Origin of the sequence: Rikenella microfusus DSM 15922 (assembly GCF_000427365.1) — a bacterium.
Classification (GTDB): Bacteria; Bacteroidota; Bacteroidia; order Bacteroidales; family Rikenellaceae; genus Rikenella; species Rikenella microfusus.
In genome coordinates, this window is sequence record NZ_KE386488.1 from 1,800,554 (window position 1) to 1,816,055 (window position 15,502).

At 59.0% G+C, this 15,502-nt stretch carries 10 protein-coding genes; 5 read left to right on the forward strand and 5 right to left on the reverse strand.

Going from position 1 to position 15,502, the window contains the following annotated elements:
• Window positions 1-167: 167 nt before the first annotated feature.
• On the forward strand, window positions 168-1,538 hold the full coding sequence (locus tag RIKMI_RS0108545) for a carboxylesterase family protein (RefSeq protein WP_027291274.1): 1,371 nt from the start codon (window positions 168-170) through the stop codon (window positions 1,536-1,538).
• Between the two features lie 786 nt (window positions 1,539-2,324).
• On the opposite strand, the gene RIKMI_RS0108550 is transcribed toward RIKMI_RS0108545, so the two are convergent.
• Complete coding sequence (locus tag RIKMI_RS0108550) at window positions 2,325-4,988, reverse strand: valine--tRNA ligase (RefSeq protein WP_027291275.1); 2,664 nt, start codon at window positions 4,986-4,988, stop codon at window positions 2,325-2,327.
• A 203-nt stretch (window positions 4,989-5,191) separates the two neighbouring features.
• Between RIKMI_RS0108550 and lon the strand changes: the two genes are divergently transcribed.
• Window positions 5,192-7,621, forward strand: coding sequence for an endopeptidase La (gene lon, locus RIKMI_RS0108555; RefSeq protein WP_027291276.1), 2,430 nt, complete (start codon window positions 5,192-5,194; stop codon window positions 7,619-7,621).
• 337 nt (window positions 7,622-7,958) lie between these two features.
• Here lon and RIKMI_RS0108560 read toward each other — a convergent pair whose 3' ends face one another.
• The 3 genes from RIKMI_RS0108560 to RIKMI_RS0108570 all read right to left on the reverse strand — a co-directional run bounded on the left by RIKMI_RS0108560 (window position 7,959) and on the right by RIKMI_RS0108570 (window position 11,473).
• Complete coding sequence (locus RIKMI_RS0108560) at window positions 7,959-8,525, reverse strand: recombinase family protein (protein WP_027291277.1); 567 nt, start codon at window positions 8,523-8,525, stop codon at window positions 7,959-7,961.
• A gap of 745 nt (window positions 8,526-9,270) precedes the next feature.
• Window positions 9,271-10,548, reverse strand: coding sequence for an anaerobic sulfatase maturase (locus RIKMI_RS0108565; protein WP_027291278.1), 1,278 nt, complete (start codon window positions 10,546-10,548; stop codon window positions 9,271-9,273).
• 34 nt (window positions 10,549-10,582) lie between these two features.
• On the reverse strand, window positions 10,583-11,473 hold the full coding sequence (locus tag RIKMI_RS0108570) for a helix-turn-helix domain-containing protein (RefSeq protein WP_027291279.1): 891 nt from the start codon (window positions 11,471-11,473) through the stop codon (window positions 10,583-10,585).
• A 128-nt stretch (window positions 11,474-11,601) separates the two neighbouring features.
• On the opposite strand from RIKMI_RS0108570, the gene RIKMI_RS0108580 reads away from it, so the two are divergent.
• The 3 genes from RIKMI_RS0108580 (at window position 11,602) to ftcD (ending at window position 14,274) form a co-directional block, all read left to right on the forward strand.
• Window positions 11,602-12,273: a YczE/YyaS/YitT family protein gene (locus tag RIKMI_RS0108580; protein WP_027291280.1), complete on the forward strand. Its 672-nt coding sequence runs from the start codon at window positions 11,602-11,604 to the stop codon at window positions 12,271-12,273.
• Window positions 12,274-12,363: 90 nt separating this feature from the next.
• Window positions 12,364-13,212, forward strand: coding sequence for a DNA/RNA non-specific endonuclease (locus RIKMI_RS13545; protein ID WP_084135239.1), 849 nt, complete (start codon window positions 12,364-12,366; stop codon window positions 13,210-13,212).
• Between the two features lie 42 nt (window positions 13,213-13,254).
• Entirely contained in the window at window positions 13,255-14,274 is a 1,020-nt protein-coding gene (gene ftcD, locus RIKMI_RS13550; RefSeq protein ID WP_051214442.1) for a glutamate formimidoyltransferase, read from the forward strand.
• A gap of 112 nt (window positions 14,275-14,386) precedes the next feature.
• Here the strand turns inward: ftcD and obgE are convergent, their stop codons facing one another.
• Window positions 14,387-15,397: a GTPase ObgE gene (gene obgE, locus RIKMI_RS0108595; RefSeq protein ID WP_027291281.1), complete on the reverse strand. Its 1,011-nt coding sequence runs from the start codon at window positions 15,395-15,397 to the stop codon at window positions 14,387-14,389.
• Window positions 15,398-15,502: the final 105 nt, after the last annotated feature.

The window sequence follows — 15,502 nt, forward strand, 5'->3', positions numbered from 1 at the left end:
CCCGAAGCCGGAAAGCCGTCCGGCGCCGGACCGAATAAGGTTTCCCGGAACCGTTATTTTCTGTCGTGTAAATCGTATAACAGGCGTCGAACTGTTTTTCTGCGATTCCCCGCTTTCAGGGATAGGGAAACAATTATATCTTTACGACGACAAAACTACTAACCCTTATGAAAAAACAACTTTTTCTGATCGGTCTGTTACCGGCACTTATCTTCAGTTGCAAAGCCGACAACCCCACTCCTCCGCCGGACGACGGAAAGGCCGACGGGACTTATGTCGAATATTTTACGTCATATCTGGGCGGGGACAGAACCGCATACGGTACGGACGCTGTCCTTGCCGCCGACGAAGTGGCGGAAAAACGGGAAGTGGTCTGGGACTCGTGGAAAGCGGCTAACCGCGCTTTATCGGAAGATAAACTGGCCGTGCTCAAACCGCTCGAAAAGACCCAAAGCGGAAGTTTCGACCTCACCGCATACGAACCGAACGCCGTGATGCCGTATTATTACGGTACGAAAGGCGCGGCGAAGCCCGAAGCGGGATGGCCGTTATTCCTGTACCTCCACGGTTCGGGGTCGAAAGCCAACGAATGGAACACCGGTTATACCATCTGTTCCCGGTTCGACGATGCTCCGTCGGCCTATTTCATTCCGCAGATCCCGAACGAGGGGAACTATTACCGCTGGTGGCAGACGGCCAAACAGCAGGCGTGGGAGAAACTGCTGCGGCAGGCTTTCCTGTCGGGCGAGATCGACCCGAACCGGGTCTATTTCTTCGGCATTTCGGAGGGGGCTTACGGCAGCCAACGGCTCGCTTCGTTCTATGCGGACTATCTGGCCGCGGCGGGACCGATCGCCGGCGGAGAGCCGATGGAAAACGCCCCGGCGGAAAACTGCGCCAACATCGCGTTTTCGTTCCGTACGGGATCGAACGATAAAGGTTTCTGCCGGAACGAGCTGACCGAAGCGGCCAAAAACGAATTCGACCGTTTACAGGGATTGCACCCCGGATATTACGAACACGACATTCAGGTAGTGCCGGGCGCTACGCATACTTCGATCGATTACAACCCGACCACGCCGTGGATGAAAAACTATACGCGTAACCCGTACCCCAAATATGTCTATTGGGAAAATTTCCCGATGGACGGCCGCTACCGCGACGGGTTCTATAACCTGTATGTCAAGGAGCGATCGGACGACGGCTCGGCACGCTCGTGCTATGAAATGACGATCGACGGCAATACGGTGGACCTGCAAGTCACGACAATGACTTCCGAAGTGGCCGAACGCACCAGCGAATGGAATCTGGCGAAGACGTATAACAAGACTCATACGCCGGCGACCAAAGGCAAAGTGGTGGTCTATCTGAATGACGAGCTGGTAGATCTGACTCAACCGGTAACGGTCCGGGTGAACGGCCGCGAGGCGTTCAACGGAATGGTCGAACTGAATACGGCTAACCTGATCAATAGCTGCGCTGCGTTTTTCGATCCGGAACGCCTCTATCCGGCTGCTGTGGAGGTTACTGTCCGATAAACGGTCGTATGGATTTCGCACTGTTTCATTTCAATGGGCGAGCCGTAGGCTCGCCCATTGAAATGAAACAGTAAAATCCGGGAATCAATCATGCTTACATGGGCATCTTTTAGGTATTGCAAACGCCCGTTCGGGATGCAGGGCGATGTATTCGTTGTAAATGGAACCATTCGGTAGGATGTTGTCTTGAGTTTCTTGGACGTGTTGATAAAAGGAGGCTATGTACTACTTTACACAAGGCGGTGTAAGGATCTCCCCGAACGGCCCTGCGGCGCCGTCTGAATGAAACATGGCGAAAGCCCCGTTGGGACCGTTCAGGCCGGGAATCTTCTCCGCCCAAAGGGTGTGGGCCGAAATGCGTTGAAAATCAGGTGTGCATATAAGATAGGGTAAGGTCGTAGAGATACTTACTTTACAAAAACCTGATTTATATTTGGTATATCCCCTGTTCGGCTGTAATTTCCCATTATCCGCGTCGGACGGCTGAAGCCGTCGGGGAGGCGCGAGTCGAAGAAATACCGGTAAAAACGATAGGTATATTCAAGTAGTATAATCGGGTACAAAAAATCTCCCGGGCGAATTCAAATTCGCCCGGAAGATTTTTTGTTTCGTGTCTGACGACATGGCCCCGCATACTCCTACGCGGTATTCGCAAGGGATACGGTACGTTAAACGGACAGTAGGCCGCGTGGGAAGCAGCCAAAGGATTAAACGGCTCTTGTAATCTTTCGTCGGGCAAACCGGCGGAACGGTATGCCTGTGTGATACGGCCCGGCTCTCCCGATTTTACTCCAGCGCGGCCAGTTGCTCTTCCAGCGCCCGGATTTTCGCCTCCGCATCGGCCTGTTTGGCCCGTTCGTTGGCGATCACCTGGGCAGGCGCGTTCTGTACGAAACGTTCGTTCGAGAGTTTTTTCATCACGCTGGCCAGGAAACCGCGGGTGTAGTTCAGCTCTTTCGCGATCCGTTCCCTTTCCGCATCCGCGTCGATCATCGATCCCAGCGGGATGAAATATTCGGTCGTTTTTACGATGAACGACGCCGCGCCGGAAGGTTTCTGCGCTCCCGCCGCCAGCGGCGTGGCCGCCGACAGGTTGCCCATCTTGACGATGACCGATTCGTACTCGGCCGGATAATTCTCGTCCGCCGCATAAAGCAGTTCCAGCGGTTCCTTCTGGGCGATATTCTTGGTCTTGCGCACATTGCGGATACCGCCGACCACCTCTTTCACCCACTCGAACCGTTCGACCATCGTCGTTTCCCGCTTACCGGCAGTCACCGGCGCGTAGCGGCTCACCATGATCGAATCTTTCGGCCCGCGCTCGGCCACATAATGCCATATCTCTTCCGTGATGAACGGCATATATGGGTGCAGCTGCTGCAACAACCGCTCGAAATAGGCGATCGTAGCCCCGTACGTGGCGGCGTCCAGCGGCTGGCCGTAAGCCGGTTTCACCATTTCGAGGTACCAACCCGAAAAATCCTCCCAGAACAGGCGGTAAAGCGTCATCAGCGCGTCCGAGATGCGGAACGACGCGAAATGGTCGTCGATCTCCGCGACCGTCGCCGCCAGTTTCGCCCCGAACCATTCGACCGCCATTTTGGCAGATTCCGGCTGCGCGGCCTCTCCGCTCACCTCCCACATCTTGATGAGGCGGAACGAGTTCCATATCTTGTTGCCGAAATTGCGTCCCTGTTCGATCAGCGATTCGTCCCAGATAATGTCGTTCCCGGCCGACGAGCAGAGCATCATCGCCACGCGTACGCTGTCCGCCCCGTATTTGGCGATCAGATCCAGCGGGTCGGGCGAGTTGCCCAGCGATTTGGACATCTTGCGGCGCAGCTTGTCGCGCACGATCCCGGTCAGGTAAACGTTGCCGAACGGCCGCTCGCCCCGGTATTCGTAACCCGCCATAATCATGCGCGCGACCCAGAAAAAGAGGATTTCCGGAGCCGTCACCAGGTCGTTGGTCGGGTAGTAGTAGTTGATTTCCGCGTTGTCGGGGTCGAGCACCCCGTCGAATACCGACATCGGCCACAGCCACGAGCTGAACCAGGTGTCCAGCACGTCCGGGTCGCGCGTCAGGTCCGCTTCCGTCAGACCGTCATGGCCGGTTTTGGCACGGGCCAGTTCCACTGCCTCCGCGATGGTTTCGGCCACGACATACCCCCCGCCCAGAGACTGCGGGATATAGTAGGCCGGTATCTGCTGTCCCCACCAGAGCTGGCGGCTCACGCACCAGTCCTTCACGTTCTCCATCCAGTAACGGTAGGTGTTCTTGAATTTGGCGGGCACCAGGCGGATAACGTCTTCCATCACCGCTTCGAGAGCGGGTTTGGCCATCTCGTCCATCTTCAGGAACCACTGCATCGAGAGTTTCGGTTCGATCACCGCCCCGCTGCGTTCCGAAGTTCCCACCTTGTTGGTATAGTCCTCGACCTTTTCCATCAGCCCGGCCTCCCGAAGGTCGGTTTCGATCCGGCGGCGCACCTCGAAACGGTCCATGCCGACGTAGAGGCCGGCCGCCTGGCTGAGCGTCCCGTTGTCATTGAAGATGTCGATGCTCGGCAGGTTGTGTTTCTGCCCCAGCATGTAGTCGTTCACGTCGTGCGCCGGGGTGACTTTCAGGCAGCCGGTGCCGAACTCGATGTCCACGTAGCTGTCTTCGATTACCGGGATCGACCGCCCCACCAGCGGCACGATCACCCGTTTGCCTTTGAGCCACGTGTTTTTGGGGTCGTCCGGATTGATGCACATCGCCGTGTCGCCCATGATCGTTTCGGGACGCGTGGTCGCCACCACCGCGTATGCCGGTTCGCCTTCGGCCGGATTTTCGACCATGTAGCGCAGGTAATAGAGTTTGCCGTGCTCCTCTTTGTAGATCACCTCTTCGTCCGAGATGGCGGTCAGGGCCGCCGGATCCCAGTTCACCATCCGCACGCCGCGGTAAATCTTACCCTTGTTGTACAGGTCCACGAAAACGTGGATCACCGCGTCGCTCAGCCGCTGGTCCATCGTGAACTTCGTCCGCGCCCAGTCGCACGAAGCGCCCAGCTTCTTGAGCTGTTCGAGGATGATCCCGCCGTGTTTTTCCTTCCACTCCCAGGCGTGTCGGAGGAACTCTTCGCGCGTGAGGTCGGACTTTTTGATACCTTCGGCGGCCAGTTTTTGCACTACTTTCGCCTCGGTGGCGATCGACGCGTGGTCGGTGCCCGGCACCCAGCAGGCGTTTTTGCCCTGCATCCGCGCCCGGCGCACCAGCACGTCCTGGATGGTGTTGTTCAGCATGTGCCCCATGTGCAGAACCCCCGTCACGTTGGGCGGCGGAATCACGATCGTATAGGGTTCGCGGCCGTCCGGCTCCGAATGGAAAAATCCGTTGTCCAGCCAGTACTGGTACCATTTGTCCTCCTTTTCGGCAGGGTCGTATTTGGCAGGTATCTCTGTCATTTTGTCCGGTTTTTAAACGAATCGTCCTTTTGCACACTTTTTGCAAAAGTTTATGGAACGCAAAATTACAAAACTGTTTCCTATTAACCGCGCAAAACACGGAGAAAGGGTAATAACAGTTACCCGTTCCCCGTTTTTTTAGTACTTTTGCGGTTTGTGCCTTGCTCCGCACATCCGGAAACACACAGAAGCAAGGAGAGAATATGAGCGACAAGAAAGAAAATAAACTGTTCGACCGGCTCTCCGGCATATCAGATATGCTGGACGGGAAAAGCCAGGTCATACCCATCATTTCGCCGGACGACGACGATACTCCCCACGGGGCGTCGCTGCCCGACGTGCTGCCCATTCTGACCCTGCGCAGTTCGGTGCTCTTTCCGGGCGCCATCACCCCCATCACGGTGGGGCGCGAAAAGTCGATGAAGCTGGTCCGGGACGTGGACCAGAACGGGGGCATGCTCGGCGCGTTGCTCCAGAAAGAAGCCGAAGTGGAGAACCCGGGGCCGGAAGACCTCTATTCGGTCGGGACGGCGGCGCGGATACTCAAAGTGCTGGAGATGCCGAACGGCAACCTGACGGTGATCCTGCACGGGGTCGAAAAGTTCGAGATACGCGAATTCGTCAGCTCCGACCCGTTCTTCAAGGCCAGCGTGCGGCCGCTGAAAGACCTTACGCCGGAGAAGTCGAACATCGAGCTGGACGCCCTGATCGAATCGGTCAAGGAGATCGCCCTCAAGATCATCGGTCTCTCGTCGAACATACCGCAGGAGGCGACTTTCGCGATCAAAAACATAGACAGCCGCCGCGGCATCATCAACTTCATCAGCTCCAACATCGACCTGCCGGACACCGACCGCCAGGCCCTGCTGGAAGCGCCGGGCCTCATCGCCCGCGCCCGCAAACTGCTGGAAATACTGGTACGCGAACTGCAACTGATCGAATTGAAAAACGAGATACAGAGCAAGGTCAAAGAGGACATCGACCAGCAGCAGCGGGAGTATTTCCTGCAACAGCAGATGCGGACGATTCAGGACGAGTTGGGCGGCAATCCGTCGGAACGGGAACTGGACGAGCTGCGCGAAAAGGCCGAGACCAAAAAGTGGAGCAAAGAGGTCGGGGAGCTGTTCCATAAAGAGCTGGGGAAACTCGACCGGATGAATCCGGCGGTGGCCGAATATTCGGTACAGATGAACTACCTCCAGCTGATGCTCGAACTGCCGTGGGACGAGGTGACCAAAGACAACCTCGACCTGAAACGGGCCAAGAAGCATCTCGACAAAGACCACTTCGGACTGGACGACGTGAAAGAACGTATTCTGGAACACTTGGCCGTACTGAAGCTGAAAGGCGACCTTAAGTCGCCGATCCTGTGCCTTTACGGCCCTCCGGGAGTCGGCAAAACCTCCCTGGGCAAATCGGTGGCTGCTTCGCTCAAACGCAAATTCGGGCGTATCTCGCTGGGCGGGATGCACGACGAGGCGGAGATCCGGGGCCACCGGCGCACCTATATCGGCGCCATGCCGGGCCGGATCATACAGACGATCCGCCGCGCCGGGTCGTCCAACCCGGTCATCATTCTGGATGAGATCGACAAGGTAGGGCAGTCGAACCACGGCGATCCGGCGTCGGCCCTGCTCGAAGTGCTCGACCCGGAGCAGAACAGCACGTTCCACGACAACTACCTCGACACGGAATACGACCTTTCGAAGGTGCTGTTCATCGCCACGGCCAATAACGTGGGCAACATCTCCCCGGCGCTGCGCGACCGCATGGAGATGATAAACGTGAGCGGGTACCTGCTGGAGGAGAAGGTCGAAATCGTGAAACGCCACCTGTTGCCCAAGCAGTTGGAGGCGCACGGCGTTCCGGCCGACAAGCTCAAGCTGGGCAAAAAGTCGATCGAAAAAATCATCTCGGAATACACCCGCGAATCGGGGGTGCGCACGCTGGACAAACTGATCGCCAAGATCGTCCGCCACCGTGCCAAAGAGATCGGGATGGAAGAGGATTACGAAGCCGAAATCACTCCGGCGGCGGTCGAAAAGATCCTCGGCGTGCCGCGCTACCTGAACGACATGTACGAGGGCAACCAGCACATCGGCGTGGTGACGGGCCTGGCGTGGACCGAGGTCGGAGGCGATATCCTCTACATCGAGTCGTCGCTCAACAAGGGCAAGGGCAACCTGATTATTACCGGCAACCTGGGCGACGTGATGAAAGAGTCGGCTTCGATTGCGCTGGGATGGGTCAAGGCGCATGCCGAACAACTGGGTATCGACCAGAAGAAATTCGAAGAGAACGACATCCATATCCACGTCCCGGAGGGGGCTATCCCGAAAGACGGCCCGTCGGCGGGGATTACGATGGTGACGGCGTTGGCTTCGGTGTTCACCGGACGGAAGGTGCAGGCCCGCTATGCGATGACCGGCGAAACCACCCTGCGGGGCAAGGTGCTGCCGGTGGGCGGCGTGAAGGAGAAAATCCTGGCTGCCAAACGGGCAGGAATCACCGATATTATCCTGAGCGCCGAAAACCGCAAGGACATCGAAGATATCAAGGCGGAATACGTGAAGGGGCTGACGTTCCATTATGTCCATACGCTCGACGACGTATTGAAACTGGCTCTGGTGTAAGCCGGCGCCGCGTGTTCGAACGGAAGAGGCATGTTCCCGGCAAGGGTACATGCCTCTTCTTTTTCGGTTATATACCTGACGCGTATATACGATTTGGCCCCCAAACGGGTAATGACCTCTCCACGCGTCCTGCGGCGCCGCCCGGCATTCCGGGCGGACTTGTTTGGGCGAAAGGGAAGGGGCCGGGCCGGTGAAAATCAGAACGTCGGATAAAGCCGCATTTGTTAAAGATGGCAGCCCGACTGTTTGCCGTCCGCGCCCGTTTGGCCGGCGGGGGAAACTCTGTTGTCCGTCGCTTCCGGAATGAAGCCGGGTTTGGGAGTTGCGGAAAAGACGGTCAGTTTCTTTCCGTGTTCTTGGGTTTCCGGCCTTTGGGGCGTCGGATTATCTGCCCCTGTTGTCGTTCGAGATGACGGTAGAAAGTGCGTTCGTTCAGTTTTACCGTTTTGCAGATTTCGCTCACCGACACGTGTTCCGCCGTATGGTACATCCGGAAAGCGAGACTGAGCTTCTGGAGGATTTCGCGTCGGGGGCCTTTGGGGCGGCCCGCCGATTTGGCATCGCGGAGCGCTTCTCCGGTCGTTTTTTCCGGCAGCGAGTCGGCCGGCCGTTTCCGCATGTTGAAATCGAGCCACGGTTCGTCCAACACACGCAATGCCGCTCCTTTCTTTCCCAGCTTTTCGATCAGGTCGGCCAGTTCCTCCTTGGTACGGCATATGTCCGCCGCTTCTGCCGTTACCAGAATATCCCCCTTCCGCAGCAGGTTTACGAGCCGGTTCAGTTCCCGCGTTCCGGTCGCCTCGAAAAATATGCTGCCGCTGCCTGCCCCTGCGTCGATCAGCGCGGCTATTTTTTCCTGTGCGTTGTTTTTGTCTGGTTCCAGCCTGAAATATCCCCGTATCATGTCTCTCTGTGCCCGTCTGCGTGATTACCGTTTCTGTAGTCCTTTGCGAAAATGTCAGTGTTCGTATAATCGTTCGGTTTTTCGTAAGGGTTTCAAACAAAGGTAATAACAATTCCGTTTATGTCCATAATTGTGCCGAAAATTATTAGGATAGAGAGATATACTGCGTATATTCATGCGGATACCGAGACCCGGCGATCCCCCTTACGAAAAACCGAACGGTTATTGGCACAGGGCAGCAGGCTTCGGGGAACGGGGCGGTTGCCGTCCGGCTCGGGCATCGGGCGCCGGCCTTTGTTGCGGCGGCTGCGGCCGCGCGATCGGAAGGTTGCAAATTATTTCTCTGCCGGTGAATGGTACGGTTAAAATAATGTTTCCGCGCCAGCGGACGGGCCGCAGCCTCCGGGCAGCGGAGGCCCGTAACTCGCGTCCGCTCGTCGTTCCTCCGCAGGCCGCGGCCTCATACAAGAAACCGTACGGTTCGGATAGCCGGGCGCGTTTTGCACCCGGTTAATCGCATATGTCCGTATGTTTTTCCTTGATGGCAGGACTTTTGCCGGGGTGGGTAACGCTTTGATTCGGAGGGTACCGCAGGAGCGTTTCGGGAGTTTTGTCCGGTTTCGGGCGGAGTTTGTAATTCGGCGGGGGAAAATCGTGTTACGTCTGATTGCGGATATGCGTTCCGGGGCAGGCATTCGAAAAATGCCTGCCCCGGAAACATATGCCGGTTTTGCGGAACCCGGCGTCAGAAAGACATCCCCATGCGTTGCCGCGCCCATGGGATCACCATCGCCGCCGGCTGTCCCGCCTCCAGCAGTTCGCGCATCTTCAGCATGTAGGGTTCCGAATGTTTATAGAATGCCGCCAACCCTTCGCACAGCGTATTGATCCGTTCGTTCGGATCGCTTTTCGACGGGGTGAAACGGTGTTTCGGACATTCGCCGTGGCACAGGTGCAGGTACCTGCACCGCGAGCATTCCGCCGGCAGCGTGTTGCGTTTGTTCAGGCCGAAACGAAACTGTTCCGGACTCTCGAACATCGTCCGCAGGTGATCCGCGGCGATGTTGCCCAGCCGGTATTCCGGATAGACGAAGTGGTCGCAGGAATAGACATCCCCGTTGTGCTCCACCACCAGCGCGTCGCCGCACGTTTCGCAAAAGGCGCACAACCCCGGACGCACGCCGCACCATCCGGCCAGCGTCGCGTCGAACATCTGCACGAACCAGGTACCCACGTCGCCGGTTATCCATTCGTCGAAAATGTCGTTCAGGAAACGGCCGTAGGCCGCCGGGGAAATCGACCATTCCGCCCGGTGCGAATCCGGGTCGTCCGGGCTGACGATCACTTCGCGCGGCCATCCCTCGATCCGTTTGACGTGCTCCGTCACCGGCAGGAACTGCATGAAACGGCTGCCGATGCTCTTCAGGAAACGGTATATCTCCTGTCCTTTCCTTTCGCTCGCCGCGCTGACTGCCGAAAGGGTGTTGAACTCCGCCCCGTTGATCGCCAGCAGCTCGATGCCCCGCATCACGCTGTCGAACGTGGGCTTTCCGCCCCGATTCCGCCGGTTGGCGTCGTGCACTTCGGCCGGGCCGTCGATCGAAACGCCGACCAGGAACCGGTGCTCGGCAAAAAACTGCGCCCATTCGGCCGTAATCAGTGTGCCGTTGGTCTGGAGCGAATTTTCGATCTGTTTGTCGCCTTTGTATTTCTCCTGGAGGGCCATCGCCCGCCGGAAGAAGTCCAGTCCGGCCAGCAGCGGCTCCCCGCCGTGCCAGCAGAACGACACCACGGGCACCTGGTTTCCTTGTATATACTGTTGGATGAACTCCTCCAGCAGCTCGTCGCTCATCACGTCCGAGGGTTTCGCTTTCGGGGCCTGCAACTCCTTGTCGAGGTAATAGCAGTATTTGCAGTCGAGGTTGCAGGTGGCGCCGACGGGTTTGACCATCGCGCCGAAAGCGACGGCCCGGTTGCGCCTGAGCGCGTCGCCGAAAGTCAGGGTAGGCTTTTTTCTTTTCATCGGGGCGTAAAGATAGTGAAAGTCGGCCAGAGGTCTATATCCGTAATCCTTTTCGGTATCCGAGCGGCGTTTTGCCGGTTTTGCGCCGGAAAAACTTGCAGAAACCGGGCGTGTCGCTGAAACCGAGTCCGAGGGCGATGTCGCCCACGCTGTGTTTCGTGGAGCCGAGCAGCGTGCAGGCCTCCATGGCCAGCAGGTCGCCGAGCAGGCTCCCGATGCTTCGGCCTGTGCCTTCGCGCACGATCCGGGCCAGGTATTGTTCGCTGACGGCCAGCCGGCCGGCATAAAAGCGGACGGCATGTTCTTCCCGGAAATACCGGGTCGCGAGGGCGTGGAACTCTTGCAGGACGTGCTCTTTGCGGCTGAGGCGGCGGGCGATGACGGTTTTGCGGGAGAGGAAGTCGGCGACGTCCAGGAACAGGGCGTTGCAGGCCGTCTGGATGCGCCGGAGCAGAAACCGGTGACCCGAGTTCAGGAGCGCCATCAATTCTTCCAGTTCCCGCCGCACGGTCTGCGCTTCGGGCTCGGTGAGGGAGACGGTATACCGGCGGTTGCGGCGCAGGGTGGCCAGCAGCATGGCCGTGGTCTGCGCCAGAAACGGATCGTCCGTGCGCACGGATTCCGAGAGGCTGAGGGTGATGAACCGGATGTCGGGACTGGAATAGAGGTGATCGGTCAGGTAGTCGGCGCCGTGGATCAGCAGGTCGCCGGCCTCCAGAACGATCGGTTCGCCGTTGAGACGCACTTCGGAACGCCCAGCGAGCATAAGGATCAGGTAAAACTCGCGGTTGAAATAACTTTCGTCGGCCGGATAGCTGCGGTCTTCGTAACGGCTGGCGAAACAGACGATTTTCTCTCCGTAGTGGGGGATGCCGGGATGTTCCCGGAGCAGCCGGGTGTTGTCGAATATGCGCGGTTCGGCCATTTTTGAGGGTGGTTGTCGGCCCTGAAATTTACGATTTGTTTCGGATTCGGCAAAATTCGGAGCGGATCGGATAATTGTTTTCCGGCCGGAAAACCGGATATTTGCGGCGTTTTCGGAAAAGACAAAGTATGAAAGAACGAGGATGGGCCGTGCGTTATGCGCTTTTCGTCGCCGGGTTGTATTTCCTGTCGGCGGGTATCGTGCTGATCGTGCGGTCGGCGTTGGGCACGACGCCCATATCGAGTGTGAATTACGTGCTGAGCCTCCATAGTCCGCTCTCGCTCGGTACATGGACGTTCATCGCCAATCTGGTGCTGATCGCCGGGCAGTTCTGGCTGATCCGCAGGCAGGCCAGCCGGAAGGATACGGTCGAGATTCTGTTGCAGGTGCCCTTTTCGTTCGTCTTTGCGGCGTTCATCGACCTCAATATGGCGCTGACGGACGGGGTGCGTCCGTCCGGTTATGCCGCTTCGCTGGCCTTATTGCTGGCGGGGTGCGTCGTACAGGCGGTCGGAGTGGTGCTCGAAATCAAACCGGGGGTGGCGATGATGAGTGCCGAGGCTTTCGTCAAATATGCCTCGCGGCGGTATCGTATGGATTTCGGCCGGTTCAAGGTGCGGTTCGATATAGCGCTGATTTCGCTGGCCGTGGCGATTTCCTGGATATGCAGCCGCCGTATCGAAGGCGTGCGCGAGGGATCGGTGATCGCCGCCTGTATGACCGGGTATATCGTCACGTTTCTGAACGACAGAGTCATGACTCGCCGGACGCTCGGCCGGTTGCGTATGCTTCGGAGGTAATCGGCGCCCGGCGGCGGTCGGAGGAGAGGCTTGTGTTCCCCGTCGGGCGGTGGAAGCCGGCGGGGATTTTTCGTATCTTTACCGGCGATCATGAAAAGGAAAAACCGGAACCGGAGGAGAGGAAACCGAGGCGCGGTGCCGCGGCGGGTGTGGATGTGGACGCTCTTTTGGTTCGTGCTGGCTGCGGCGGCCATCGCCTGTTCGCATCGTCTCTCGCCGGTCGGTCCGGGAGCCGGGACGGATACCCGGCCGGCGGCCGGCCCTGTCGTTGCCGGGAAATCGTTGCCCGGCGGCCTCGAACTGCCTGCCTGCGGAGAACGGGATACGGTGATTTATAACGCGGAGGGGCGGTATTCGTTTCTTTACCGACCGGCCTGCAAGGTGTCGCGATGGGTCGCCTATAAACTCACGCGCAGCGATTTGGCGGGCGCCGCCGACCGCAGCGATGCTTTTCGGCCCGATCCCCGGCTGACTTCATTGGGCTGGCCGTCGGCCACGGACGCGGACTATAAGGGGAGCGGCTACGACCGGGGGCATCTGCTGCCGTCGGCCGACCGCAAATGTTCGCGGGAAGCCAACCGGGCGACTTTTCTCTATTCGAATATGGCGCCGCAGTCGCCGAAACTGAACCGCGGGGCATGGAAGGCGTTGGAGGAGCGGTTGAGGAGCCTTACGGCGGATTACGACACGCTGTATATCGTGGTCGGAACGGTGGTGGACGGCCGTCCGAGGCGGATCGGCCGGGGGGTGGCGGTGCCGGGGTTGTTTTTTAAGGCGGCGGCGCTTCGCCGGGCGGATGTTTTCGATGCTGTGGCCTATGTGATGCCGAACGAGGCGGGGAGTCTCGGCGGGAAGCGGTACGCCGATTTCGAGGTGACGGTGGACAGTGTCGAACGGCTGACCGGCCTCGATCTGTTCCCGCGTATACCGACGCTTTGACTCCGCGGGCCGGAAAGCGTTTCTTGTGAAAATACGGAGGGTATGGAGAAAATCATCGAATGCGTCCCGAATTTCAGCGAAGGGCGCGACAAAAGGGTTATCGAGGCTATCGTGCACGCTGCGGCGAGTATGCCGGGGGCGTATGTACTGCACACGGACAGCGGCGAGGCGGCGAACCGTACCGTCGTGACTTTCGCCGGCGAGCCGGAGGCGGTCGCCGAGGCTGCTTTCCGGGCTGTTAAAACAGCCGCGGAGCGGATCGATATGCGCAGGCAAACCGGCGAGCACCCCCGGATCGGGGCTACCGACGTATTGCCGCTGGTGCCTGTGCGGGGCGTCTCGCTGGCGGAATGCGCGGGGCTGGCGCGGAGATTGGCGGAAAGGGTAGGGGGCGAATTGGGGATTCCGGTCTATTGCTACGAGGCCGCTGCTTCTGCGCCGTATCGCAAAGGGCTGGAGAGTTGTCGGAGGGGGGAGTACGAGGGGCTGAGGGCGAAGCTGGAAGATCCGGCGTGGCGGCCCGATTTCGGGCCGGCGGTGTGGAACGAGTCGGTCGCGCGTACGGGGGCGAGCGTGATCGGGGCCCGGAATTTTCTGGGGGCGGTGAATTTCAATCTGGCTCCGACGGACGACCGGGCCGGCGATTTGGCGGTAGCCAAAGCGATTGCGAAAGAGATACGGGCCGCATCGGGTAGCGACTGGTCGTTGCCCGGCGTGAAGGCGATCGGCTGGTGGATCGGGGAATACGGGTTCGCGCAGGTATCGACCAACCTGACCGATATGCGGGCGACGGGACTGGCGCAGGCCTACGGGGCGGTTTCGGCGGCGGCGCGGCGGTACGGGAGGTCGGTTACGGGCACCGAGGCGATCGGTTTGCTGCCGCAATGGGCGCTGGACGATGCGGGACGCTGTTTCGGGGATTCGGGCGACGGGGCGACAGCGGCGGCGATTCGGGGGTTGGGGCTGGATACGATGCGCAGCCAGGGGCGGGTGTTCGACCCGGACGAAAAAATCGTGGAACGTGTGTTGGCGGCGAAGATGACGCGAAAAGTTCCGCGATAGCGGGCAGACCGCAGGTGCCGCTCGGCACCCGATCCGGGAGCTTGCTTCGTCCCAAGCGGAGGCTTGCAGTTCGCGAGGCTCGCTTTGTCCCCGCCGGCTGCGCTTTCCAATCTTAGTCTTTCGTCAGCGTTTCCCATAGCATATCTTTTAGCTCCCGGATATGCAGTCCTGTAACCGAAGAGATGAACTGACGGGGAATGCCGTGCAGTTCCGGCGCGGCTTCGATCTCATGCGTCAGTGCGTCGGTCAGCTCCTCGTCGAGCATGTCGCTCTTGGTGATCGCCAGCAGGCGTCGTTTGTCCAGCATCTCCGGATTGTATTGTTTCAATTCGTTGAGCAGGATGCGGTATTCCTCCACGATGTCTTTCGTGTCGGCCGGGATCATGAACAGCAGCACCGAGTTGCGCTCGATATGGCGCAGGAACCGCGTTCCGATCCCTTTCCCCTCATGCGCCCCTTCGATGATGCCCGGAATGTCGGCCATCACGAACGAGTGTCCGTCGCGTACCTCGACGATGCCCAGGTTGGGTTCGAGCGTGGTGAAGGCGTAATCCGCTATCTTGGGCTTCGCTGCCGATACCACCGACAGCAGGGTCGATTTGCCGGCATTGGGGAAACCTACTAATCCCACGTCTGCCAGCACTTTCAGTTCCAGAATGAACCACCCTTCCTGCATCGGCTCGCCGGGCTGCGAGTAGCGTGGCGCCTGGTTGGTAGCGGTGCGGAAGTGCCAGTTGCCCAGGCCGCCGCGCCCGCCTCTGACGAGGATCACCTCTTGTTTGTCTTCCGTCACTTCGGCTACGGTTTCGCCTGTTTCGGCGTCTTTGGCGACGGTGCCGAGCGGAACGTCGAGGACGATGTCTTTCCCGTTGCGGCCGTGGCTTTTGGCGCCGCTGCCGCCTTCGCCGTTTTCGGCCATCTGGTGGCGTTGGTATTTGAGGTGGATCAGGGTCCAGTACTGGTTGTTGCCGCGCAGGATCACGTGGCCGCCTCGGCCGCCGTCGCCGCCGTCCGGCCCGCCGAATTCGACGAATTTTTCGCGGCGGAAGTGGCTCGAACCGGGGCCGCCGTTGCCGGAACGGGCGTATATCTTGACGTAGTCTACGAAGTTGGAGGATGCCATGGCTGAAGAGGTTGATTTTAAACGGAAGGGGGCAAACGTCGTGCCGCAGCCTGGCACAAAAGTACACTTTTTTGCGGATTTTTCGGGCGGGGGCTTGTCTGTACG